This window comes from Clostridium sp. AN503, from assembly GCF_040719375.1.
Taxonomy (GTDB): domain Bacteria; phylum Bacillota; class Clostridia; order Lachnospirales; family Lachnospiraceae; genus Brotaphodocola.
The window spans coordinates 591,396-615,214 of record NZ_JBFDTP010000001.1; the positions used below are offsets into that span (position 1 = coordinate 591,396).

At 50.6% G+C, this 23,819-nt stretch carries 22 protein-coding genes; 3 read left to right on the forward strand and 19 right to left on the reverse strand.

Annotated features, from left to right (window positions below; genetic code table 11):
• Positions 1-27: 27 nt before the first annotated feature.
• Positions 28-240, reverse strand: a complete 213-nt coding sequence (locus AB1I67_RS02480; protein ID WP_367028232.1) for a ribbon-helix-helix protein, CopG family — start codon at positions 238-240, stop codon at positions 28-30.
• Positions 241-361: 121 nt separating this feature from the next.
• On the opposite strand from AB1I67_RS02480, the gene AB1I67_RS02485 reads away from it, so the two are divergent.
• Complete coding sequence (locus tag AB1I67_RS02485; protein WP_367028233.1) at positions 362-640, forward strand: DUF6809 family protein; 279 nt, start codon at positions 362-364, stop codon at positions 638-640.
• A 122-nt stretch (positions 641-762) separates the two neighbouring features.
• Here the strand turns inward: AB1I67_RS02485 and AB1I67_RS02490 are convergent, their stop codons facing one another.
• The 6 genes from AB1I67_RS02490 to AB1I67_RS02515 all read right to left on the reverse strand — a co-directional run bounded on the left by AB1I67_RS02490 (position 763) and on the right by AB1I67_RS02515 (position 7,053).
• Positions 763-2,679: a sulfatase gene (locus AB1I67_RS02490; RefSeq protein ID WP_367028234.1), complete on the reverse strand. Its 1,917-nt coding sequence runs from the start codon at positions 2,677-2,679 to the stop codon at positions 763-765.
• Positions 2,680-2,695: 16 nt separating this feature from the next.
• On the reverse strand, positions 2,696-3,442 hold the full coding sequence (locus AB1I67_RS02495) for an ABC transporter ATP-binding protein (protein WP_367028235.1): 747 nt from the start codon (positions 3,440-3,442) through the stop codon (positions 2,696-2,698).
• 95 nt (positions 3,443-3,537) lie between these two features.
• On the reverse strand, positions 3,538-4,293 hold the full coding sequence (locus AB1I67_RS02500; RefSeq protein ID WP_367028236.1) for an ABC transporter ATP-binding protein: 756 nt from the start codon (positions 4,291-4,293) through the stop codon (positions 3,538-3,540).
• Positions 4,290-5,084 (reverse strand): ABC transporter permease, encoded by a 795-nt coding sequence (locus tag AB1I67_RS02505; protein WP_367028237.1) that lies wholly within the window; start codon positions 5,082-5,084, stop codon positions 4,290-4,292. Before AB1I67_RS02505 ends, AB1I67_RS02500 begins: the two co-directional genes overlap by 4 nt.
• On the reverse strand, positions 5,077-5,862 hold the full coding sequence (locus AB1I67_RS02510) for an ABC transporter permease (RefSeq protein ID WP_367028238.1): 786 nt from the start codon (positions 5,860-5,862) through the stop codon (positions 5,077-5,079). The genes AB1I67_RS02505 and AB1I67_RS02510 overlap by 8 nt, the downstream gene beginning before the upstream one ends.
• 42 nt (positions 5,863-5,904) lie before the next feature.
• A complete protein-coding gene (locus AB1I67_RS02515) occupies positions 5,905-7,053 on the reverse strand; it encodes an ABC transporter substrate-binding protein (protein WP_367028239.1) in 1,149 nt (382 codons plus the stop codon).
• A gap of 383 nt (positions 7,054-7,436) precedes the next feature.
• Here AB1I67_RS02515 and AB1I67_RS02520 point away from each other — a divergent pair, with 383 nt between their 5' ends.
• Both AB1I67_RS02520 and AB1I67_RS02525 read left to right on the forward strand, forming a co-directional pair.
• The gene (locus AB1I67_RS02520) at positions 7,437-8,516 is read left to right on the forward strand and encodes a LacI family DNA-binding transcriptional regulator (protein ID WP_367028240.1); all 1,080 of its coding nucleotides are present in this window, start codon (positions 7,437-7,439) and stop codon (positions 8,514-8,516) included.
• A gap of 114 nt (positions 8,517-8,630) precedes the next feature.
• On the forward strand, positions 8,631-9,677 hold the full coding sequence (locus AB1I67_RS02525) for a YARHG domain-containing protein (protein WP_367028241.1): 1,047 nt from the start codon (positions 8,631-8,633) through the stop codon (positions 9,675-9,677).
• A 241-nt stretch (positions 9,678-9,918) separates the two neighbouring features.
• Here AB1I67_RS02525 and AB1I67_RS02530 read toward each other — a convergent pair whose 3' ends face one another.
• The 12 genes from AB1I67_RS02530 to AB1I67_RS02585 form a co-directional block, all read right to left on the reverse strand.
• Positions 9,919-11,259, reverse strand: coding sequence for an AAA family ATPase (locus tag AB1I67_RS02530; protein ID WP_367028242.1), 1,341 nt, complete (start codon positions 11,257-11,259; stop codon positions 9,919-9,921).
• 274 nt (positions 11,260-11,533) lie between these two features.
• A complete protein-coding gene (locus AB1I67_RS02535; RefSeq protein WP_367028243.1) occupies positions 11,534-12,475 on the reverse strand; it encodes a 2-hydroxyacid dehydrogenase in 942 nt (313 codons plus the stop codon).
• A gap of 45 nt (positions 12,476-12,520) precedes the next feature.
• Positions 12,521-13,903: a glycosyl hydrolase family 28 protein gene (locus AB1I67_RS02540; RefSeq protein ID WP_367028244.1), complete on the reverse strand. Its 1,383-nt coding sequence runs from the start codon at positions 13,901-13,903 to the stop codon at positions 12,521-12,523.
• Positions 13,904-13,919: 16 nt separating this feature from the next.
• Positions 13,920-14,714 (reverse strand): MBL fold metallo-hydrolase, encoded by a 795-nt coding sequence (locus AB1I67_RS02545; protein WP_367028245.1) that lies wholly within the window; start codon positions 14,712-14,714, stop codon positions 13,920-13,922.
• The gene (gene malQ / locus AB1I67_RS02550; RefSeq protein WP_367028246.1) at positions 14,711-16,150 is read right to left on the reverse strand and encodes a 4-alpha-glucanotransferase; all 1,440 of its coding nucleotides are present in this window, start codon (positions 16,148-16,150) and stop codon (positions 14,711-14,713) included. The genes AB1I67_RS02545 and malQ overlap by 4 nt, the downstream gene beginning before the upstream one ends.
• A gap of 18 nt (positions 16,151-16,168) precedes the next feature.
• Positions 16,169-17,974 (reverse strand): hypothetical protein, encoded by a 1,806-nt coding sequence (locus tag AB1I67_RS02555; protein WP_367028247.1) that lies wholly within the window; start codon positions 17,972-17,974, stop codon positions 16,169-16,171.
• Complete coding sequence (locus AB1I67_RS02560; RefSeq protein ID WP_367028248.1) at positions 17,967-19,025, reverse strand: LacI family DNA-binding transcriptional regulator; 1,059 nt, start codon at positions 19,023-19,025, stop codon at positions 17,967-17,969. Before AB1I67_RS02560 ends, AB1I67_RS02555 begins: the two co-directional genes overlap by 8 nt.
• 15 nt (positions 19,026-19,040) lie before the next feature.
• Positions 19,041-20,096 carry an ADP-ribosylglycohydrolase family protein gene (locus AB1I67_RS02565; protein WP_367028249.1) on the reverse strand — a complete coding sequence of 352 codons (1,056 nt, stop codon included), beginning with the start codon at positions 20,094-20,096 and terminating at the stop codon, positions 19,041-19,043.
• Positions 20,096-20,527, reverse strand: a complete 432-nt coding sequence (locus tag AB1I67_RS02570; protein ID WP_367028250.1) for a PPC domain-containing DNA-binding protein — start codon at positions 20,525-20,527, stop codon at positions 20,096-20,098. The genes AB1I67_RS02565 and AB1I67_RS02570 overlap by 1 nt, the downstream gene beginning before the upstream one ends.
• Before the next feature lie 9 nt (positions 20,528-20,536).
• The gene (locus AB1I67_RS02575; protein ID WP_367028251.1) at positions 20,537-21,367 is read right to left on the reverse strand and encodes a carbohydrate ABC transporter permease; all 831 of its coding nucleotides are present in this window, start codon (positions 21,365-21,367) and stop codon (positions 20,537-20,539) included.
• 10 nt (positions 21,368-21,377) lie between these two features.
• The gene (locus AB1I67_RS02580; RefSeq protein ID WP_367028252.1) at positions 21,378-22,277 is read right to left on the reverse strand and encodes a sugar ABC transporter permease; all 900 of its coding nucleotides are present in this window, start codon (positions 22,275-22,277) and stop codon (positions 21,378-21,380) included.
• A gap of 84 nt (positions 22,278-22,361) precedes the next feature.
• Entirely contained in the window at positions 22,362-23,726 is a 1,365-nt protein-coding gene (locus tag AB1I67_RS02585; protein WP_367028253.1) for an extracellular solute-binding protein, read from the reverse strand.
• Between the last annotated feature and the right edge of the window lie 93 nt (positions 23,727-23,819).

The window sequence follows — 23,819 nt, forward strand, 5'->3', positions numbered from 1 at the left end:
GCCGCTGGTGGCCATTCTGTTTTGCGATTAATTTTCATCAGTATCTTCAGGGATAAATTCCAAATGCTCCAGCGCATAACGTAAAGCCATACACATAAGTTCATTTCTGGAACGGTCACTCTGTGCAGATAGTTTGTCAAACGCCTCCTGCAATTCCCTGTCCATTCTTAAGGTCATTACAACGGATTTATCTTCTTTTTTATCCGGTTGCTTGCGCCGGACAATAAACTTGTCTGCCATAATACACCTCCGTATTCTATCTATGAAATCAATTATAGTGTTTTCACGTTGACTTTTATATGACACATTGATAGAATACTAAATAGTAATACAAATATGTATTACGAAAAGGAGGATCCATATGCAAGAAATACTTAAGCAGCTATATAATGGAGAAATCTCTCCGGCAGAGCAATATCTCCCATTTATGGAAGAATATAAAAAACTGTGGAAAGAGCAATATCAACATTATGAAGATTTTGTACAGGAACTGAATAAACTCTCTACACCATTGGGTGACCGTTTCATTAAGATAATGAATGAACAGCTTGAAACAATTCCTTTGGAACTTTCGGAAATGTTCATTGACGGATTTCGTCTGGGGGTAAAAATGATGATTGAAGTTTTTGAAGACAAGTGAGCAGCAATCAGCCAATACGATACTATCCCGTAATGACCACAAACCATAACTAAAAGGAGCGGCCGCTTTCACGATCAAAAAGTCGTAAAGCTGCCGCCCGCTTTTATGCTGAAACTTCTATCCTACGAGGTCCGCCCCGCCAGATCCACAAAATACTCCACCATCTCCACATACTCTGCCGGCACAACCGCCGGGATGCAGTTTAACACAGTCCGGGCCGTCACCGTTTCACCGGCCTGTACGTCAGACGCTCCATCCCCAGATACCGCTTCCTGTATCTCCCGCGCCAGTACATCCGCCGCCTCCGCCTTCCGTACTTCCGGGATAAACCGCATAAGCGCCCTGTAGGTATTCACGGCCCCTTTGGTCCAGGCAAGCTCCGGCAGGATGACCGGCTCCGCCTTTTTTTCATTTTGCTCATGCAGCCGCCGGATATCCTCCGTCGTGATCCCGGTATCGTCCGCCCCCGGCAGCCCGATCCGCTCAAACTGCTCCGGCGGGCATTCATTTTCCTTCATGGCACGCTTCATAAGGTTTGCCATGCGCGCCTCCAGTTCCGGGTCCTTAAGGGGACTCTCCTGGCGCGGGTCCGCGCTCATGTCAAAGAGCAGGTCGCCGAAATTGGCGGCATTTACCAGGCTGTTGTTGTCGATGTGCCTGGCCTCCTCGCTGTCCTTTCCGTTGATCAAAAGGTCGCTGAAGTCACGGTCGCCGCTTCCGTTCCCTTTCGGGATCTTCCATACCGGACAGCCTTTTGTGAAGGAAAAGGTGTCGCCTAAAACCGCCTCCGCCTTCCGAAGCTCCCCCACAGAAAACAGCGTCCGCATATGGGTAGGCATGGTGGTGTACTCGTTGAGCGGCGCATTTTCCTCCGAGACCGGAGCCTTCATATACACGTACCTGCCGTCAAAAACATTCACATGCGCCCCATGAATTCCGAACAGCGCATAGTCGCGGATAGGCAGATCCTTCTCGATCACCGGCCGCACCGGCCTTCCCTGCATGTCCTTCGGCCTCTCCAGACCGAAGAATTCCAGGATCGTAGCCGCGATATCCACCGTCTGCACCAGTTCGTCCCGCGACGTCCCGCCGCAGGCGAACCGTGGGTCGTGGATAAACAGCGGCAAATGCACGATCTCGTCATAACAGGGCATGACCACCTTGCTCCACCAGCCATGCTCGCCCAGCAGGTATCCGTGGTCGGTGTTGACGATCAGCATCGTGTCCTTCCACAGATCCAGCTCATCGAATTTATCCAGGAGCTTTCCCAGATAACAGTCGCACATGGACAAAAGGGCCGCATACTGGTACCGGTAGTGCTGCGCCGTCGCGTCGTCCTCGGTCACATGATGATAGGGCGGCCAGTCGGTCTCCGGCCCCTCATAGCCGTCCGGATACAGCGCTTTAAAGGCCTCCGGGGAAAAGAACGGCTCGTGGGGGTCAAAGCACTCGATCTGCAGAAACCACCGGTCGCAGGAATGGTTTGCATCCAGGTATTCTATCCCGGCCTGAAAGGTCTTTGCCAGGGAAGTGTCCTCCTCCGTGTCCATGAACTTTCGGTTCACCGCGTCGTGGCGCTGCAGATCCCGGGTGGCGTAAAAATACTCCCCTTCCCGGTTCTGTATCCTGGCGTCCTTTTCCGCGTCAAACAGCTCCGGCAGGCATTTCCATTTATCTCCTTCCTGCCCCCGCACGATCTCCCAGGAATTATAGCGCTGGTGGTAGGTGGCGCCCCCGTCCTCCCAGTAATGCATGTGGTCTGAGATCAGATGGGAGTATACGCCATTTTCCCGCAGGATCTGGGGCACCGAGTCGTCAAACGGCTCCACCGGCCCCCAGCTTCTGTGCAGGAAATTATAGCGTCCCGTATGCAGCTCCCTCCTCGCCGGCATACAGGGCAGGCTTCCCGCATAACACTGGTCGAACCGGACCGTGCGCTCCGCCAGCCGCGCAAAATTCGGGGTCTTTGTCCAGTCACACCCGTAAGGCGCAAGCATCCCGCGGTTCAGCGAATCAAACATCAACATAACTGCTTTCATGAAAACTCCCCCTCTGTCACCACCATTTGATCAATTCCGTCACCTGATTCCTCAGTTCGATGAATTCAGGCGCAACCACGCTTCTGGGCCGCGGCAGCGTGTTCTCAAGTTTCTTCTTGATGCTGGTGGGCTTGTTGGTCAGCACCAGCACATTTTCACTTAAATAAACGGCCTCCTCAATGTTGTGGGTGATGAAGATCACGGTGGTGCCAAGCTTTTTCCACAGCTTGATCAATTCATCCTCCAGCCGGAACCGCAATTCTACATCCAGCTGTCCGTATGGCTCATCCATCAGAAGGATGTCCGGCTTCACCGCAAACGCCCGGGCGATCACCACCCGCTGCAGCATGCTGGTGGACAGCTCCACCGGGTAGTAGTCCTTGTATTTTGTAAGACCCACCATCTCCAGGACCTCAGACACCTCCCGGTCAATGACCTCTTTCGGTTTGCGCTTCATCTTCAGGCCGAAGGCCACATTTTCCTCCACCGTCAGCCAGGACATGGTGGAATACTCCTGGAAAATGTAAGCGATGTTATGTTTTTTCGTATCCACCAGCTCCCCATTCACAAGGATCTGTCCGGCCGTCAGGTCGTAGAGGCCGGTGATGCAGTTTAAAAATGTGGTCTTGCCGCAGCCTGTAGGACCGACAATGCACAGAAACTCTCCCCGGCGCACGTCAAAGGATACATCATCAAGCACTTTTAAGTCCCCGAAGGACTTGGTCATGTGATCCACATGCAGGATTATATCATTTTTGTTCACTTTTTTCCTCCTTGCTAGGAATGACTGTCATGGACATCTCTCTTGAGCGTCTGTTTTGGACATCTGCCATAACCTGAGCACTCAGCACACGCGGCCTACAGCGCCTTGTCCACAACCGCGCTGATTTCCTCCCGCAGCTTTAAAAACTCCTCGTCCACATAGTTTCTGGGTCTCGGCAGGTCGATAACATATTCCTTCTTGATCCTGGTGGGACAGTTTGTCATCACCACGATCCGGTCCGCCAGATAGACGGCCTCCTCGATATTGTTGGTAACAAACACGATGGTGCGTTTTTCCTTCTCCCAGATCCGCATCAGATCCTCCTGCATTAAGTACCGGGTCTGGGCGTCCAAGTGCCCAAAGGGCTCATCCATAAACAGCACATCCGGCTCATTGCAGTAGGCCCGGGCGATCCCCACACGCTGCTGCATCCCTCCTGAAAGCTGGTTTGGATAGGAATTTTCAAAGCCTTTCAGTCCGACCAGGTCGATGTAGTGCAGCGCCCGCTCCCGGCGCTCCTTCTTCGGGACGCCGCACACCTTCGGGCCGTACTCTACATTACCCATCACGGTGAGCCACGGAAACAGCGCCATCCGCTGATACACCACGCCCCGGTCCGGCCCCGGCTTTGTCACCTTTTTCCCGCTCACCTCCACGGTTCCGGCGGTAACCGGCTCCAGCCCGGACATGCAGCCTATCAGGGTGGATTTCCCGCACTGTCCCGGCCCGAACAGGACTAAAAGCTCATTCTCATGAACATCCAGCGTCACGCCGCCGATCACGGGAACCGGGCCGCGGGACGTATCAAACGTCTTTTCCACATTATTACATACAATGATCTCTCTGCTCATCTGCCCCTCACACTCCATCTGCAAAGCCTGGCCTCAATGGCTCTCATGGCAACGGCCAGGATGTATCCCACAACGCCGATCGCCACGATGCCTACCAGAATCTGTACGGTACTGTTGCTGTCCTGTCCCTTGATGATGACCCAGCCTACGCCCTCCGAGGAACGGACCATCTCTGCCGCCACCACCGTGGCCCACGAGGTGCCTACGGCGATCTGCAGCCCCGCAAAGATCTGGGGGACGCAGGACGGGAGCACGATGGTGGAAAATACCTGCCGGTTGTTGGCTCCCAGCATCCTGGCCGCCCCCATCAGCTCCGGGTCCACCGAGCGGACGCCGGAATAAGCGTTCATCGTCACCGCGCAGAACGCGGAGTAAAAGATCAGGAAATACTTGGACGCTTCGCCCAGTCCGAACCACACGATAGAAAGCGGGATCCAGGCGATCGGCGGGATCGGGCGCAGCAGCTCAAAGATGGGCCGGAACAGGGCCGATACCGGCTTGAACCATCCCATCAGGATACCCAGTATGGTTCCCGCCAGGGAGCCGAGTGCAAAGCCCACCAGCACGCGGCTTAAGCTCCAGAGGATATGTCCCTCAATGGTGTGGGTCCCGATCGGACGGAGGATGGATACAAAAAATGCGCGCAGTGTTTCCACCGGCCCCGCCAGCACCAGGCCTGCTTTCGTAAAGCTGACAACAATCTGCCAGACGCAGAGGAACAGGAATATAGAGACCACCGCACAGACGGTCTTCTGATAATTCCCGGCTTTTAAATGAAAACGGTTAACCATCCCTTCGCACTCCTTTCACTATGGTATTCTCGATCAGGGAAAGGATCCAGGAGAACACAGCCCCGATCGCACCAATGCCGATCATGCCGCAGATGATGATATCCGGGCGGTAAATGCCGCGGGCCTGCTGGATCATGTAGCCCAGCCCTTTGGTGGACGCCAGCATCTCAGCCGCCACAATACAGGTCCAGGCGGCGCCCAGGGCCACGCGGATGCCGGTCATGATCATAGGCAGAGCCGTGGGTACGGCAATGTGGATCAGCATCTGGCTGTCGGAAGCCCCGAAGGTCTGCCCTACCCAGAGATGCACGTCCTTCGTCTGCCGGATGCCCGTGTAGGAATTGAGCACACAGGGCACGAAGGCGGAGAGGAAGACCGTTGCGATCTTCGGTGTGATCCCGATGCCGAACAGGATGATCATCAGCGGGATCCATGCAAGCCCCGGTATGGGGCGGAGCAGGTCAAATACCGGGCGCACAAACAGATCCACTTTTTTGTACCACGCCATAAATACTCCCAACGGCGTTCCGATGACGACCCCCATGGCCCAGCCTCCCAGCGCGATCTTCAAAGATGAAAAGATGTGCTGCGGGAGGGTCGCGCCGTCCGGCGCGGTACTGGAAAGCTTCTTGACAAATGTCTTTGCCACTGTCGCCGGCCCCGGCAGGGTGGAGCTGCTTGTGAGCTTCATCACATCGCAGCACAGCCACCAGACCGCAATGAACAGGAAAATGGAAAGAATCGACAGCCACCAGTAATTCTCTTTTTTCTTTTTCATGTCTGACTTCATACTCCCTTCAGGAAACCATGGATTCCCGGACTATTTTGTCTTGATCTCAACGCCTGTTGTTTTGGATACGAAAGCAGGGTTAATGGAGGAAGCCACGTTTGGTGCGTTGTCCTCTGTGATCTTCTCCGCTTTCACCAGGAAATCTGTGATCGCGACCCATGCCTCGCCCAGCTTATACTCAGGAGCCTTCATGGCCTCTGTGCCCACATAGTCACGATCCTCGATCTCATGGGCCAGATCCGCGTCGGAACAGGTGATCGCATTGGTATCATATACTTTTCTCGTGTACTCGGAACGGAGCTTTTCATCCTGCATATCGTCCATCGCCTTTACCAGACAGTCGATAAAAAGCTGAACCTCCTCCGGTCTCTTTTCCACCACCTCATTTCTTGCAAAACAGCCGTCACACATATTCACGCCGGTAGCTGCCTCAAAGGAACAAAGCATGGTATACCCGGCCTCCGCAAGCTGGTAGGAATAAGGCGGGTTGGCTGCCATGGCGTCCCCCTCGCCTGTGGTAAATGCCTGATACGCGGACGCATACTCCATGTTCACCTGGTTGATATCGGACGGGGTCAGACCGTACTTCTCAGCGTAGGATTCGGTCATATACTGTACGGCGGTTCCAAGAGGCTCCATGATCTGCATTCCCTTTAAGTTTTCTGCATCACCGATCATGCCGTCCTTCTCCGCATTCTGCGCGATCGGGGAATCCGACCGGGCAAACAGCCCCATGCCGCCAGTGGTGTTCACGTCTGCCAGCCAGGTACAGTTGGCGTTAGCCAGGGAGTACACGGACGCAAACCCGGATACCGCAATATCGATCTCATTTGCAGCGATCGCTTCGTTGATGGGCGCGCCGGTGGCAAACAGTTCAATGTTCACATTCAGCCCCGCATCCTTAAAATATCCCTTCTCCTCCGCATACAGCACCGGAATGCCGCAGGTCAGGGCCATGGTGCCCACATTCAGCACCTTATACTCCGATGCAGCGCCTGACGCCCCGGCTGCCTTCGCTCCGTCTGCACTTCCCCCGGCTGCACTGCCCGCTCCTCCAGCCTCTGCCTCTTTTGCACTGCCGCCCGCCGGCGCCCCGCTCCCGCCGGAAGAACCACATGCTGTCAGACCTGCTGCCATTGCTACGGATAGAACCACTGCCAATACTCTGCTACGTCTCATAGTAATACCTCCCAATTGATTGTGTGATGTGTGTTTCATTGCGTTTTCGTACACGCGTTATAATTCGATTATAGGAACACTTGTCTGTTATGTCAATTGATTTACCTTCACTTTTATTAACTTTGTCATTATTCCCTAAACACGCAACATCACTTTTATACATTTCTACTATGGATTTCATGTAGAACCATATATTTCATTGACTTCCAATCTGTTATTTGTTAAAATCAAGATGTGTGTTATCGGAAACGCAATACGGGATAAGTTATTCTGACTGACGACTGCTTTGAACTTACTGGAGTTTGATCTGAGTTTCTGTTGGGGCAAAATCACAGGTCAAAATCAGGAGAAACACAGCAGAATGAGTATAAAAGGAGAATCATATGGCTGTAACGATAAAGAAGATTGCCGAACTGGCGGGAGTATCCGCGGGAACCGTAGACCGGGCCCTGCATGACCGGGGACGTGTAGATCCAAAGGTGGCCCAGCGCATCAAGCAGATCGCCCTTGAGCTGGACTACCGCCCCAACTCGGTTGCCAAGAGCCTGTCCACCCGGAACCGGAACTTAAAGATCGCGGTGATCCTTCACGTACAGAACCGGAATATATTTTTTGACGACGTCATCGCGGGGATAAAACGGTGCAAAGAGGAGATCAAAGATTTTGGGATCGCGGTGGAGGTCTGCTTCTGCCCCGACTTCGACGCGGCGGCACAGCTTGCGCTGATCGACCGAGCGATCGAGGACGGAGCCAACGCCATCGCCATCGTCCCGATCAACAGCCCGCTCATCCGGGAACGGTTAAACGAGCTGCACCACTCCGGCTACCCGGTGGTCTTCCTTACGAATATCATAGAAAATACCCGGTGCCTGAGCTTTGTGGGCTGCAACTACAGGCTGTCCGGCGAAGTGACCGCCGGCCTCTTAAACATGCTGAGGCCCCAGGGCGGAAAACTGCTGTTGTTCTCACCCAGCTTCCAGATGTATGGTCATACCATGAGGGCAGAGGGCTTAGAGCAGCAGCTTACAGCCCAGTACCCTCAGATTACGCTTCAGCATATTTATGAAATGACCGGAGATGATATCAAGGATTACCAGATCACCTCTGAGGCTCTTTCCCGGTTTCCGGACACCGACCTTTTTGTCTGTCCCGGCGCCTACAGCCGCGGCAATCTCCAGGCCATCCGGGAACAGGGCTACTTAGGACGCTCCCAGATCATCTGCTACGACTATTCCGATGAGATCGGGGCGGAGATCAGCAACGGCAGCATCGTAGCCGCCATCACCCAGTGCCCCCAGGAGCAGGGGTATACCGCGGTGAAGATCCTGTTTGAATACCTTGCAGCCAATAAGGAACCGCTGTTTCAGAACCATTATATACGCACCCATATTATTTTGAGGGAGAATCTGTCGGATGTGGAGCTGATCCGGGCGGAGTATCCGCAGGTAGTTAGGGCGGGGTGAGGCAGAGGCCCCTGCAGGAACCTGAAATCCGTACATAAAAAACTCCATAATATCTTTCAAATACTTTCTTTAAGTAGTATAATGAATGTTATTAACAGGGGGGCGCGAACACATATGAAAAAAAGCAGGATTATACTATTAACCATCATATCTTCCATCGCATTGACTGCCTGCGGAAGCAGCAATGGAAGTGAGACTACCAGGGCCGTAGCCGAAACAACAAGGACCACAGAGACGCAGAACGAATCTCCGGAAGCTATCCCAGAAGATGTCCCGACAGAGCCTGAGATCAGCCAGAACCCACAGGTTGGAGAGGCCGCAGTTACCGATGTCTTTGAATTTACAGTAACCAATGCCTATGTAGTGGATGATCTGGGTCCTGATAAACATATTCCGGAAGGAGCTGTATATGTAGCCGTAGAGTATGAACTTAAAAACATCTCCAAGAAGCCTGTCAGCAGTTGGGATTTGCCATCCGTTCATCTTGTGGATGGGAATGACGCCATTTACAATCAGGATTCAGATGCTTCCTGGTATTTTGAGAAATACACCGATTCCAAAATGATCAGCGACATGAACCCCGGGATCAAAACACGCGACGCCCGAATCTTTGAAGTGTCCATCGATACGCTTAATAGCGGCGGAATGAGGGCTTATCTGAACGCCGATAAGGAAGTCCTGGTGGATCTTAACCTTTATTATGCCCCCTTCGGCTACGGCTTGCCAGACGCCGCGGTACAAGGTGACATGCCATCGGATGATACCTATTATGGAGATAACGGATACGACAGTGCCGAAGGCTCCTCCCATACCGGCGACGATACTTTTCCCAGTGGATATCCGGGGCCGAACATGCCGTACTACAGCGATGAAGGCGACATTGACAGCGCTTATGTCATGATCCCACAAAGCAGCACGGAATACATAAGCGACACAGATATTTACTGGATGACTCCCGACCAGTTAAGACGTGCTAAAAACGAGATCTACGCCAGACACGGGCGGCGATTTAAAGACAGCCAGCTTCAATCCTGGTTCGATGAACAGTCCTGGTACCAGGGATCCATCGCCCCGGAAGACTTCAGCGAAAGTGTGCTTTCAGAGATAGAAAAGGCTAATATAAAAGTGATCCAGCACAGGATGGAGGTCAACAGCCAGTAGTTTGTAAAGAGTGTTGCTATATGTACTAAAAATAGTCACATAGCAACACTCCTTTTGCGTTTGCAATTTGATATAGATACCCACCCATTCTCCTCAAGAGGAGACAGCGTTCCTCACTCTGCATCCGGAATAATGCATCCATGTCTATCCACATTTTTGCCTCAAGGAAGAAATCAACTCTTTATAAAATTCTTCTTCCGTATCTCCTTCAATAAAAATCACCACTATTTTATCTTTCATATTATTTCTCCAAATAATCAAGTAAAATACCAATCTCATCGTCTCCACCGGACAACAGATCAAAAATATAACTGCCAATGGATTCATTGCTGTCAGATGCATCCTTCAATAATTGATTGATTTTTCTGTTGTCGATCTTGGCGAAATCGGCAAGTCCATGATCATTTGGTTTTCCAATATACAGGCTTTCTGCATTCACATATTGAATAATATAAGGCGAATGGCTGGCAATTATGATCTTGCAGTCCTTAGCCAATTGAGAAAGTATATTTAAATAACTCTGAAGAAGACTCGGATGCACGGAGTTTTCCGGTTCTTCAAATGCAATCAAAGTAATTCCTGAAATATCAGCCAGAATGGTATACGTCAACATAAGGAAGATCCTTTTTGCCCCATCAGAAAGATTTGTAAAGGCTATCGGCTGGTTTAAGGTTCTATCCTGAACATACATCGAGTAAACCTTGTTGGAAATGACATATGGTATATCACCCGAAAAGCGGACAGAGCTATTTTTTCCAAGATCGATCTCCCGCACATCAATAGACATAATATTAGGGAACAATTGACAAAATACATCTTTTAACAATTCATATTTTTCCTTATACTTTTGTTTTAAGAAAAATATGACTCTCGGTATGCTCTCTACCTCATCCAGATCAAATTCGTCCGCATTTTTCCGTATAATTAAACTATTGCGGCTGTACCACTCCGAAGCATCCAGATGCCTGTCAACATATACTTTTATCTCATTAAGCTGCCGCAGAATGTCATAATAATACAGAGACTCATTTAAAAGTAATTTATTTACCATAAGTTCATTCTGATCAATATTCAGCACATTTGTACATCTGCCGGTAACAGATGTCCTGTAAGTTCCAACACCATCTCTGCTTATCAGCTTACTGTATTTTTGTGATTTTTCATTTTCTTTTACATTCAGCCATTCTCTTACAATCTCTTTGCCGGCATCATGGTTCTTGATCCAGATAAATTCAAATCCATAATTTACATAATATTCTTTTTTATCCATCATGTAAGAAAACATAAACTCTGCCATAAAATTTTTTGAGTCAATTTTTTTATTGAGCGGAAGACCAGCGGTCCAGGACATCATTCTATCCTTCTCTTCCTTATCCTTTTTAATAAAATCAACAGCAAAATCGATCGCTTTCATCAAATTTGACTTTCCATAGCTGTTTAATGAAACCAGAGAGGTTAAATGATCAAACCGAATTTCAGCACTGTCAATATTCCTGAATCCTTCTATCTTTACACTTATCAATTTCAAATTATCTACCTCTTTCTTTTGTAAACACCCAACTATTAGCCTTTCTATGTCCATTATATCACCTTTGTCTTTATACGCAATTAATTTTTTCGTTTATTTTATATATTATACTATTATTAATTATTTTTATGATATATATGCAAAATAATTTTACGCTTCACTTTATAAATCATAACATTTCACAGAGCATAAAATTACAAAAAACACGCCGGGGGCATCCTCTTCCCCATTACAGAAGACGCCCCCGGCACATATCACTTCCTGCATATCACTGACGATATCCCGTATCCTGCTCCAATGCCTCTAAAAATCCCTTATAAAATAAACTCTAAACCACATTCTGCGGCTCCCCGTCCAGCCACTTCCTCACATTGTCACAGACAATCTTCGCCCGCTTTTCAAACGCCTGCTGGGATGCGAAGGCCACATGGGGCGTCGCGATCAGATTGGGGGCCTTAAGCAGCACGTGGTCCTGCGGGACTGGAGGTTCCATCTCAAACACATCCACCGCCGCGCCCGCGATCTCCCCCTGTGCGAGAGCTTCCGCCAGGGCCTGGCTGTCAACCACCGGCCCTCTGGCCGTATTGATCAGGAAAGCGCTCTTTTTCATCCTTGCAAGCTGTTCTCTGCCAATCAGCCCTTTGGTATCAGCATTCAGCGGGACATGCAGCGAAACGATATCACAGGTTTCCAGCAGCTCATCCATGGAAACAAACTCCACGTCTTCCCATACTTTGGGCGTGCGGCTGTATGCATATACCTTACATCCAAATGCATTAGCCAGCCGGCACACCCGGCTCCCGATGGCGCCGGCGCCGATTACACCGAACTTCTTTCCTTCCAGCTCATATCCCACCAGCCCGGCTTTCGTTCCTTCTGCACGGACTGTCTTGTCACAGGCCAGGATATTCCTCGCCAGATCGATGGCAAAACCAAATACCATATCTGCAACCGCAACCGTTGAATATCCGGCGCAATTGCACACAGTGATGCCCCTTTCCCTGCAATACGCAAGATCCACATGATCCACGCCGGTAAAAGCCACACAGATCATCTTCAGATCCGGGCACTGGGAGATCACATCTTTTCCGTACCTGAAGTTAGACAGTACTACGCAGTCTGCTCCCCTGCTCCGCTCGGTCAGGGACGGGCTATCCTCCACCCTTGTGTCATAATAAACCAGTTCCGCCTCCCCGCCGAGCTGTTCTGCAGCCATGGCCTTTAAATCCTCCTGCGGGATCCCTAATGGTTCCAAAAAAACAATCTTCATATTCCTTCTCCTTTTTGATCTCTCATATTTTGTCTGTTTCAGTGCCTAAAACCGGTTTCTCGGGCATTCCATCACCCCATCAACATAAATCCTGTGGGCCAGCTCCACTACCATGTGCATGTCCAGCACAGAGCTGCACCGTTTGCCCAGGATCTCTATATTCTCAAAATAGATCCTCTCCGGCCTGCTCTCCTCCTGCTTCATCTCATATCCTCTTATAATGGACACTGGGAAATTCCCGTTCAGAACCCGGATATCCTTAAAATAAATATCCTCGATACGCCCTCTCTGGAGTGTGGAGGAATATTTGCACAGCAGCACTTTAATATCAAACAGCTTCTGTGCGGCGTCCTCCACACGGATATCCTCATAATGAATATCATGGATGTACGCATTGTCCGCCTGGTGGATAGAAAGCACGCTTCCCCCCATGTTTCCTTCATACTCACAGTGGATCACATCACAGTCCCGGAATGTCAGGCCGGATACCTCGTCGCACATCAGCCCATATCCGATCTCAATCGCATTACCCGGCTCTGCGTTCCACAGCACACATCTCTGCACCAGCACATTTTTTACATCCCTGACCGTAGACGGTTCCGGAAGCCTGCCGGATTTGATGCAGATACAGTCATCCGCCGCACGGACAAAGCAATCCTCGACCAGCACATTCTGGCACCCGGTGATGTCGATCCCATCCCCCGTCACCAGGCGCGATAAAGAGTTCACATTGCGGATCACCACATCCGTACATGCCGCGGGAACGATCTGCCACATGGCGCTGTCCACCACCGTGATCCCCTCGATCAGCACGTTGGTACACCAACGGATATCCACCAGGAATGCCCGTCCGTTGCTGTCTGGAAGATGCCATGGCGCGCCGTTTAAGATCCCGTTTCCCACAAGCTTTAAATTCCTGCAATGACAGGCATACACCCTGCCATACACAATGCTGCCTTCTTCAAAATAGACCACATCATTGTCCTTTAATTCAAGAGCCGCAACATTGTAGATCTTTCCCGCCTCAAAGCAGACCGTCGTGTCCTCCGGTTTTTTTACCCTGGGGGAGCATAATATAAATAACGGAGACTTCAGATCACCGTCCAACTCCACGCTCACCTTTATGATTCCCGGCAGACGGAACCGGACCCGCGTCCCTTCCGTCTCATATTCAATCTGATGATTAGACGGACGGATCATCACTGTATGAAACGGGGTTTTCACATCGATCTCCACATCGATCCCGTTTATATCGTCCTCCACAGCCACCGGCGCATAGTGAAAGGAATCCGTTTCATAAACGGTCTGCCTTCTGCCGTTGCACCAAAGCTCGTATTTGCAGGAATGCCCGACTTCACTCATACTGTGCCGCTCAAACAACGGCTCCCTGACCGGTTTCGGATCCGGATCATAAACCAGCTCCTTCATAGCAGCCCTCCTTTCTCTAACCCAGCATTATGGAAACGTTACCATTTATGAGAAAAAGATTATCATAAAAATGGATCTTTCTTCTTTCCGGCAAAAGCTTTCCCTCCAGATAACGCTCCGCCGTCTCCATAAGCTGATACCATGCCTCTCTCGGAATGATGCCATGGCCTGCGCAGATACAGGTCTCGTCATCGATCATCTCATTGATTTCTTTTATCCTGCCGATCCAGTTGTGTATGTAGGTTTTATAGTCCATATCCCCGCTTTTTCTCAAGACCATGATCGGATTGGCTGCATCGCCTGAGAAAATAATATTGTTCTTTTCATCATAGTAGATAACGGAGCCGTCCGTGTGTCCCGGGGCCTCCATACACACAAGCGTCCTGTCTCCGGTCTCGATCCGGTCTCCATCCCGCACCGGCAGTATCTGCGGCCCCATCCCCCAGTCCAAAACCATCATGGCCTGAAGGACCGACTCATCCGCCGCCCCTGCGGCTACCATCTTTCTGACATATTCTTTTCGGCTGTCCACATCGACAGCGCCGGCCAGCCCAAGGTCACGCGGCGACAGGTATACCTGCGGAAACTGGGTCGCTCCGCCAAAATGGTCCCGGTGCCCGTGCGTCAGATACACATCCGCAGGCGTGTCTGTGACTTTCCCGATCACAGATTTCAGATCCCCGGTACCTGCCCCCGTATCGATAAGAATGGAACGCTCTGACCCACAGATCAGATACATCGCATCCAGACCTGATTCCAATATCTGATAAACTCCATCCTTTACCTGTTTTAATTGATAAGTACTGTTCATACCTTCTCCTTCTGCCTTCCCGTGGCTTTCACCAGTTCCCGCAGCTTTCCTGTTTTTTCCCGGAATGCCCGAAAATCTTTCAGCTTCCATTCCCAATTAGGGCTTCCAAGCTCTCCCGGCACGTTCAGCCTGGAGTCCTCGCCCAGACCCAGGATATCCTGCATGGGAACGATCGCAATGGCGGCAACGCTGGAAAAAGCCAGAACCACGAACCTCCATGCAATATCCCCCTCCGTGATCCCCTGTTTTTCCAGATTCTCCAAAACCTGCTGCTGCACATCCTCCGGCTGGGTATCAAACCATCCCTTTACCGGCATATTGTCATGGGTTCCGGTGTATACCACCAGTTCCTCTCTGTCCGGGAAATTATTATTGTTTTCCTTCGGATCATAACTGAACTGAAGGATTTTCATTCCCTTGAATCCAAAATGATCCCTCAGCTCATAGACCTCACTGCGCAGGTCCCCCAAGTCCTCAACGATGATATTGGTATCCGGGTATGTTTCCAACAACTGATCAAAAAAATCATAGGACGGCCCTTCCACCCACCTTCCGACAACCGCCGTATCACAGGAAGCAGGAATCTCCCAATAGGTGTCAAATGCCCGGAAATGATCCAAACGTATCATATCAAACATACGGCTGTTATAATGGATCCGGTCGAGCCAGAACCGGTAATGATCTTCCCTGATCTTCTCCCAGTTGTATACTGGATTCCCCCATCTCTGCCCAAGACTGCTGAAGTAATCCGGCGGCACTCCCGCCACAACAGTCGGATACCCCTTTTCGTCCAGCTTGAACAGCTCCCGGTTCTCCCACACGTCCAGGGAATCCAGTCCCACATAGAAGGGAATGTCTCCCATGATCAGTAACCCCTTCTCGTTGGCGTATGCTTTCAGCTCTCTCCACTGTTTCAGGAATATAAACTGCAGGAACATTTCGTACCGGATATCCTTATCGCCGGGTTCTGAAACCACATCTCCACGCCATTCCGTCCAGCACTTCATACCGTTTTTCTTCTTGCAGGTCAGATACTCCGCATATTGTCTCACCCAGCTGTTTTCGGTGAATGCCCGGTACTCCGCGCTCTCCTCAAATCTGGAAAAGGCCAGTCGCAGATAAATATTCTTCCTCTTTCGCACTTCTTCATATAAAATATGATCCGTCCGTTCCATCTCATAATGCTCCGACGGCTTCAGCAGGCCGTATTCACTCAGCTTTTCCAGCGAAATATAGATCTCATCTCCTGCATAAGAAGAAAACGGCTGATAGGGCGAGTTCCCATATCCCAAAGGATTCAGCGGCAGGATCTGCCAGATCCCGATCCCCGCCTCCGCCAGATGATCAATAAATTCATATGAACTTTTCCCAAAATCCCCAATCCCAAATTCATTCGGAATGGAGGACAACGGCAATAGTATCCCTGCCTTCCTCATAACGTATCCTCCTGGCGCTTATATACCTAAATCCTTTTTCCTGAACTGCATTTCCACTTCCGTCTCCGGATCCGTTCCAACCATAAGCTGCAGGGAGGCATCCGGCGATACGGACACAGCCAGGCTTCCCTGTTCGGTGGAATGCGGCAGCACATACCATTCTCTGGGCGGCAGCGCCCGCACGTCACGGATCTTTCGGTCCACCGCCAGATAGATCTGCTCATAAAAAAGATTGTCCGGATTTTCAATACTTACAACATATTCATGCCGGGTATTTTCAAATCCAAGGACGCGCCCTTTTGTAGTTTTTATTCCCCCCAGCCCCTTAAGCAGTTGTATCCCTTCACAATAGCTGTATCTGGTCCGGTTCCATTCCATGAACCCATCCCGCAGCAAAACCGTGTTGGCAGCCAGATGAGGATGCCGTTTCAGTATCCCGTCGTCCACAGCCACATAATAACAGGTCTCCTTCTCCTTCAGCGCCTCCGCCATCTCCTCGCTCACCACGGACTGTATACACACCCCATCCTGGATCAGACCAGCGATCTGGCTCCCATATCTTTTATTATCCGCATCCTGCTGCCGTACCCCAAAATCACTCCACAGCAGCGTGATCCCCACAGGTCTCAGATAGGCACTGCGCAGATCATACGCCTGGTCCCAGCGCTGCTTCAGCCATCTCCAGTTCTCCTCTGTCAGATCGTTGCCCCATATGATACAGACGCCGCTGCATACTGGCTTCCACCCGTCCCCGCCATAATAATGGGTCCACAGATAACCGTAGTTTTCACGTTCAGCCACATTTGGCAGATCCTGGACCGTGTTCCAGAATTCCGGGACATTGACCGTCGCCTGCGCCCAGTAATACTCAAGCCCCGGTTCATAGGCTTTGTGAGCCAGAAACGTATATATACTGTTCTGCTCCCTCACATATTCCCCTTCCCGGTGTTTCCTCCACTTGTTGGTCTCCCTGGCCTGGACGAAGACTGCCTTTAAGCCGCACTGGTACAGCCTTTTATAATCAATGCCAAACGCGGTCCGCACTTCCTCCGGATTGCGGCTCCAGGCGTCGATCGCCATGAAGACCTTTCCGCCCTCCTGAAGGGCTGCAGAAACCTTCGACGCATGAACAGACCATCGAAAGCACCAGAACTCGATCCACTGGGGCATCAGATTCTCTGTGATATAATCCGCTCTCTCATCGTAATCTTCGATCTCAATGGGATCGACCCCCATATATTCCGTAAACTGAGAGACCATATCAACGGAAAAATCCGTATCCGCCAGGGTCTCCCTCGGGCCTCTTAGCCCCAGCATCCCATCTCCGGCCACATATCCGTCAAATTCAAAGGCGTCGATCACCTTTCTCAATTTTTCTATATAGATATCTTCAAAATACCGTCCATCGTTCAGACGCTTTAAGACATTCAGCGCTTCCCCCCACATGAGCCGGTTCCCGCGCATCGTCTGCAATACTTCCCGATACTGCCACTGATACTGTGTGTTCTTCCAGACAGGACTGATCGTATTGGAAAGTATGCCCAGACAGGCACTGGAGCCATGCTGCCGTATGCACCTGATCAGGCCATACAGATCCCGGCAGGTCCACCTCTGGCTGCAGGGGGTCCCGTTCTGGCCAACACAGATCGGGTCTAAGTATTCATCCGTTATCTCCTTAAATCCAAAAAGGAACATTACCTGAAAATTCAGGAAACAGATAGTATCCGGGACAAATCCCAGCTTTTGAAAGTAATCCTCCACCCCATATGAAGGGTCCTCCCTGTCAAAACTACGCAAATCTACACATACTGTTGTTTTATACATCGACTTCTCCACTCTCTCCAGCGGACCGGCTTATCCCTGCACAGGATTCACGTTCTACAATCTCAGCATCCAGCATCCGGTGGCTGTTCTTTTCTCCGTCAAGCAGGCAGAACATCATGTCCATAGCCTGCTCTGCCATGTAGGAAAACGGCTGTTTCACGGTGGTTATGGACGGGACATAGTATCTGCCCATATCCAGGCCGTCAAATCCGATCACCGACAGATCATCCGGCAAAGACATCCCTGCATCCCTGGCGGCCCTTAAGCATCCGATCGCCAGGGTATCAGCCATGGCAAATACCGCAGTGAACTTCCCCCGGTTGGCCTCATTCAGCCGTACAAACGCGTCATAACCGCTCTTCATGGAGAAATTATCCGCATTGACGACCAGATTTGGATCAGCCTTGATCCCGGCTTCCTTAAGGGCAGCCATGTAGCCTTCCATTCTCAGCTTCATAATGCCCGCGCTGGACAGCTCGGAAGTGATCATGGCGATCTTTTGATGGCCCAGGCCCAACAGGTATTTTACCGCCTCGTATGCCGCTTTGCGGTCGTCAATAGTGATACTGGAATACTCATCGGCCTGGATGTTCTCCACCGCGTTGCTGGTGACCATGACTAACGGCGTATTCAGCTCGCTGAATTTGTTTCCCTGGTTTTTCAACGTTCCGCCAAGCAGGATGATCCCCTTCAGCCGCTTTTCCTTCATCTGGGCGATGGCGACATCCAGCTCATCCTCATACTGATCGATCTGCTGGATCATCACATCATAGCTGTAGCCCAGGCTTTTTTTCTGGATGATGCTCAGCATATCGCTGAAGGCCGGGTTGGCGATTCCTTTTGTCAGAACGCAGATTGCATTAGATTGTATTCTCTTTAAATTCCTGGCGCTGTTATTGGGAACATAGTTATATTCTTTGATGACTTCCTTCACCCGCTGGCAGGTGGACTCCTTCACCTCTCCCGTATTATTGATGATCCTCGATACAGTCGTGACGCTGACCCCTGCAAGCTTCGCTATGTCCTTAATATTGATATTTGCCTTGTCCACAATAACCTCCTGCCTTTAGTATCTCATTTCTTTGATATACCTCTCTGCCTTTTCAAGCCTGGATAAAAACGCCTCATAGATCATGTCCGCGTTTTCCCTTAAGGTCCTTTTTGAGTTGGTATAAGGATTGACCGACGTGGCGTGATCCACCTGCCGGATCCATTCTTCCGGAATGGACTCCGCCCCTGTCAGCGCTCCCGCAATGCCGGCCGCAACCGCCGCCACGCAGTCCGTATCCCTGCCCATATTGACACCGCCCAGGATCGCTTCCCTGGTATCCCCCTGGACCATCTTGAAAATACAGATTCCCTTCGTAACCACTTCATTGGCATAACTAAACGGGTATGGCATTCCTTCTCCGCTGTACACGCTGTCAAACTTTACCCGCATCTCCTGGATGGTCCTGCATTCCTTTGTATATGCAAGCTGCCTGTCGATCTCCGCCACCACCAGATCCCTGTCACAGTTGTCATAGACCGCCCCGATCACACTGTCCACGGTGGCGTCCGGCTTTGTGGCTGCAGCGATAGCCACGCCCGTCACGCAGGCCCACTTAAGCCCTTTACTGTTGGCTGTCTGGTAGAGCTGTCCGCACTGCAGGACATCCTCTTTTGCCCCCTGGATATCACCGGCATTGATCAGGCCGATGGGATGGCAGGCTCTGGCAAAGCTGTTTAAGCCGGCATAATCACAGTACCGTCCCAGATCTGAAGCCGGGATCCCCGTTCTCGCCATGGCAAGCAGCGTGTCCTCAAATGGTTCTGACACCCATCCGCCCACTTGGCCTTTGACATCTCTCAGCCAGACCGCCCGGATGTCTTCGGCATTCACCCGGTCTTTCTTTTCACCGATGGCCGTGATCATCAGCTTCTGACGCTCAACACCGTCCTCTGTGGTCCCTGCCTCCCTCTGCCACCCGTTCCAGTAGTGTTCGTAAGGATACAACTGCTCTACATACCCGAACTTTTCCTCTATCTCCTGCCACTTCATCCCTTCCACAACAGCGCCCATGGAGGAAGCGATATGACAGCCTGCAATGCATCCAAACATTTTATCTTTTAATAATATCATTATTTTTCCTCCAATTCCAGTATTCCCCTGCTGTTTGTCTTCCTTTGAAGATGAATGTCATCAAATATTTCAATCACGATCTCACATAAATACAGAGTCCTGCATCCATGTTCCAGATGTCCGCTGCAGGTTTTTTCCGGGTTGGAAAAGACCATATGCAAATGGGGAACGCCGTCCGCGATGATCCCCGACACGGAGCTCAATTCCATGGGCACATCCTTCCACTCCGGATAGATCTCAACCGCGGGATAGGTGGTCGTCGTAACCATATGGATCCGGGTATCTGACAAGGTGCCGATCCCTGACACTACCACGCCGTCCCGGATCCCCGCCTCTGCGATCACCTGTTCTATGGTTTCTAAAAGCATATCGCCTGTATCCAGACGGATCAGGACCCGCTTTGTTCTTCCGTTATCTATAAAATATTTCATAGCGTCACCTTAACCTTTCACCGCTCCTGCCGTAATACCGCCTATGAACTGGGAGGAGCATTTCAAATATAAAAGCAGCACCGGAATGATGGAGATCGTCAGCCCTGCACACAAAACCCCGTAATCCGTGTTGTACTGTGACTGGAAATTCATAAGCCCCAGGGATAATGTCTTGATGCTCTCTTTCTTGATCATGATCAGCGCCCAGTAAAACTCACTCCAGACTCCCTGGAAATTGAAGATCGTGATGGTCGCCAGCACTGGCTTCATCAGCGGCAGCGTGATCAGGTAAAGATTTTGCAGGATGCCGCAGCCATCCATTGTGGCGGCCTCATCAAGCTCTTTTGGAAGTTCCTTGATAAAATTCGTCATAATGTACGTAGCAAGCGCCGTCCCATTGGTAACATACGGAAGGATCAGTGACAGCCTGGTCCCCGTAAGGTTCAGCTCCTTCATGGTCATGAAGTTGGGAACCGTGATCATTTCCGAGGTAACGAAAAGGCCGGTCATGTACACGATCAGCAGCACATTGTGTCCCCATGGCTTCAGTTTCCCGAATGCATAGGCAGCCAGCACGATCACCACCATCTGGATCATCAGAGTCACCGCCGTGATAAATACGCTGTTCATAAAATACTTTCCGATCTTGCCGATCCTCCATGCCTCGTTATAGTTCTCCAGCTTAAAGGAATGGATGGTAAACGGATGGGTCAGTACGTCAAAATTGGATTTTACCGAAGTCATGATGACAAAAAACAGCGGGTATATCACGACGGCCGCCAGCAGGATCAATATCACCTGGGACAATATGTATGATATGGTAATTTTCTTTTTCCCCATAGTACCTCCTTCACTCTGTCTGACTGTGCCTTGACCCCAACCAGCGGCTGAGCAGCACCAGGGCAAGAATGATCAAAAAGAGAACGGTCGACATGGTCAGCGCCTTGTAGAATTTATAATCCACAAAAGCTGTATTGTAGATCAGCATGGATACTACCCTTGTAGCCGTGCCCGGGCCTCCGCCTGTCAGCATATAGAATAGTGCAAAGGATTTCATTCCGCCCGTTATGGAGAGGATCACATTGGTCTCAGTCGTGCCGGCGGTCAGCGGAAGAAAGAAATAGCGGAATTTCTGCCATTTCCCCGCTCCGTCAATCTCTGCGGATTCCAGGATATCCAGAGGGATATTCTGCATGGCAATATAATATAAGACCATGGTAAATCCCACATACTGCCAGGTATTGACTGCTATGATGGTCCCCAGCGCGGTAGCATTCTCCCCCACCCACGCATGGCACAGAAAATCCAGCCCCGCAAACCTTAAAAGTGTGTTCACCAGCCCCGTATCCGGCGACAGCATGAACCTCCACATGACCGCGATCACGGAAGCCGGCAGGATCACCGGGATATACAAGGCCACTTTATAAAAATTCTGCCACCGGTGAGTCATATGGTACACGGCAAATGCCAGGAAAAATCCCAGAACGGTCTGAATCAGTGTGGACACGATCGCAAAGGTCAGATTGATTTTTATAGAAGACCAGTATGCCGGCGTATCGGTAAACAGGTTCACATAGTTTTCAATCCCAACCCAGCTGTATTCCGGATTAAATCCATTCCAGTCCGTGAAACTCATGACAATGCTTTTTATTAATGGATATAATAGAAACGTTGCCAGAAACAGGAATGAAGGGATCAGAAAAAAATATCCGGCGATCTTTTTCTTCGTTTCCAGTTTATTACCCTTCAACGTCACATCTCCTTTCGGAATATTATCATCATGGGAAGGCGCATATACTTATGGCACCTTCCCATATGACAATACACATTTTGCCTATTTTGCATTTTCCTCAATACATTTCTGTTTCAGATCTGCGATCGCTTTTCCCAGATCCGCGCCTGTTTTACTGCTGTCCGCAACGAAATCTGCGATAGCCAGCGCCTCGTCCGTGATCAGGGATCCCTGGGAATAATCAAACTTGATCCTGTAGGATTTGGCCTCAGAGAAGATCTCAACAAATTTGTTCTGGTTCGCATTTTCATACTTACAGTTTTTGTTGCCCATGACGGACAGGGTTTCCTCTCCGAACGCCTGCTGGACATCCAGGGAGCTTAAATACTTCAGGAAGCGGATACTCTGCTCCGGGTACTCGGTCCCGGAATATACCATCCAGCCGTCCACTCCGTAGTTAAACAGCAGGGTCGGCACCCCTTCTTCCGGAGGGAACGCCATAAAGCCAAGTTCAATACCCGCTTCTTTCGCATTCTCCTCAAGAGCGGTCAATTCATTGTTGTTAGCAAAATAGATCAGCCCTTTTCCTGTATAGAACTGGGCTGCTGCCTCCTCTTTTGTCAATGCCAGCGCGTTCTTGTCTATATAACCTTTGCCGATCCAGTCCTTGATCTTATTGCCTGCCGCCTCATACTCCGCAGAAACATCGCTCAAATGTCCGCTTAAATACTCATCGGAAGTCAGCTTGCCGGATTTGTAAAGCTCCGGCTCCGCCAAAGTCTTTGTGAGGGACGCAAGCTGGAAGCCCTCAGGATTTCCTGGAGCGATCAGCGGGATCACACCCTTCTGCACCGCCTTGTCCATCAGCTCCACAAGCTCTGCCTGGGACTTTGGCTCTTCCCATCCGTTCTCATCCATCATGGTTTTATTATACACCAGCAGCGTACAGGTCGAACGGAAGGGAACGCCATAGATCTTCCCTCCTACAGTTCCCAGGTCAACAGAAGCCTGGATAAACTCATTCTTCCACTCTGATCCGTTTGCTTCCATGGCTTCTGTTAAGTCATAACAGGCGCCCAGGGCATTAAAACCGCCTACCCGGTCCAGCCAGCAGCAGGTCACATCCGGCGCGTCCCCTGAGGCAAATGCCGTCTGCAGCGTTTTTGTCAGCACATCCCAGGTGATCACGGTTGTCTCGATCTTGATGTCCGGGTTTGCCGCCTCAAAATCACTGATGATCTGGTTGAACTGGGTCTCATATTCGGGCCAGTCATGCATGAATTTGATCGTGACCGGTTCTGCCGATGAAACCGCCGTCTGGACCGCCGTCCCCTGCTCGCCTGCCGCCCCCTGTGCACCCACTGCCGCGTCACTGGAACTGCTCCCCCCGGAGCATCCGGCTAAAGACAATGCCATGACCCCCGCCAGTGCAGTTGCTGCCAACCTTTTCCCCATTTGTTTTTTCATAAACATTCTCCTTTCATTTGACCAGATCCTCTTTGTATCCGGTCTGCTTTCATAACATCCACAGTTGTTTGAGGTCAAAATGGTAACGTTTTC

What these genes read in the sequence shown, in the direction of transcription:
- AB1I67_RS02505 (WP_367028237.1), bottom strand. Translation starts at nt 5,084, where the DNA reads ATGGTTAACCGTTTTCATTTAAAAGCCGGGAATTATCAGAAGACCGTC.
- AB1I67_RS02575 (WP_367028251.1), bottom strand. Translation starts at nt 21,367, where the DNA reads ATGGGGAAAAAGAAAATTACCATATCATACATATTGTCCCAGGTGATA.
- malQ (WP_367028246.1), bottom strand. Translation starts at nt 16,150, where the DNA reads ATGAGGAAGGCAGGGATACTATTGCCGTTGTCCTCCATTCCGAATGAA.
- AB1I67_RS02515 (WP_367028239.1), bottom strand. Translation starts at nt 7,053, where the DNA reads ATGAGACGTAGCAGAGTATTGGCAGTGGTTCTATCCGTAGCAATGGCA.
- AB1I67_RS02570 (WP_367028250.1), bottom strand. Translation starts at nt 20,527, where the DNA reads ATGAAATATTTTATAGATAACGGAAGAACAAAGCGGGTCCTGATCCGT.
- AB1I67_RS02530 (WP_367028242.1), bottom strand. Translation starts at nt 11,259, where the DNA reads ATGGACATAGAAAGGCTAATAGTTGGGTGTTTACAAAAGAAAGAGGTA.
- AB1I67_RS02490 (WP_367028234.1), bottom strand. Translation starts at nt 2,679, where the DNA reads ATGAAAGCAGTTATGTTGATGTTTGATTCGCTGAACCGCGGGATGCTT.
- AB1I67_RS02525 (WP_367028241.1), top strand. Translation starts at nt 8,631, where the DNA reads ATGAAAAAAAGCAGGATTATACTATTAACCATCATATCTTCCATCGCA.
- AB1I67_RS02510 (WP_367028238.1), bottom strand. Translation starts at nt 5,862, where the DNA reads ATGAAAAAGAAAAAAGAGAATTACTGGTGGCTGTCGATTCTTTCCATT.
- AB1I67_RS02540 (WP_367028244.1), bottom strand. Translation starts at nt 13,903, where the DNA reads ATGAAGGAGCTGGTTTATGATCCGGATCCGAAACCGGTCAGGGAGCCG.
- AB1I67_RS02585 (WP_367028253.1), bottom strand. Translation starts at nt 23,726, where the DNA reads ATGAAAAAACAAATGGGGAAAAGGTTGGCAGCAACTGCACTGGCGGGG.
- AB1I67_RS02555 (WP_367028247.1), bottom strand. Translation starts at nt 17,974, where the DNA reads ATGTATAAAACAACAGTATGTGTAGATTTGCGTAGTTTTGACAGGGAG.
- AB1I67_RS02520 (WP_367028240.1), top strand. Translation starts at nt 7,437, where the DNA reads ATGGCTGTAACGATAAAGAAGATTGCCGAACTGGCGGGAGTATCCGCG.
- AB1I67_RS02565 (WP_367028249.1), bottom strand. Translation starts at nt 20,096, where the DNA reads ATGATATTATTAAAAGATAAAATGTTTGGATGCATTGCAGGCTGTCAT.
- AB1I67_RS02500 (WP_367028236.1), bottom strand. Translation starts at nt 4,293, where the DNA reads ATGAGCAGAGAGATCATTGTATGTAATAATGTGGAAAAGACGTTTGAT.
- AB1I67_RS02485 (WP_367028233.1), top strand. Translation starts at nt 362, where the DNA reads ATGCAAGAAATACTTAAGCAGCTATATAATGGAGAAATCTCTCCGGCA.
- AB1I67_RS02480 (WP_367028232.1), bottom strand. Translation starts at nt 240, where the DNA reads ATGGCAGACAAGTTTATTGTCCGGCGCAAGCAACCGGATAAAAAAGAA.
- AB1I67_RS02545 (WP_367028245.1), bottom strand. Translation starts at nt 14,714, where the DNA reads ATGAACAGTACTTATCAATTAAAACAGGTAAAGGATGGAGTTTATCAG.
- AB1I67_RS02535 (WP_367028243.1), bottom strand. Translation starts at nt 12,475, where the DNA reads ATGAAGATTGTTTTTTTGGAACCATTAGGGATCCCGCAGGAGGATTTA.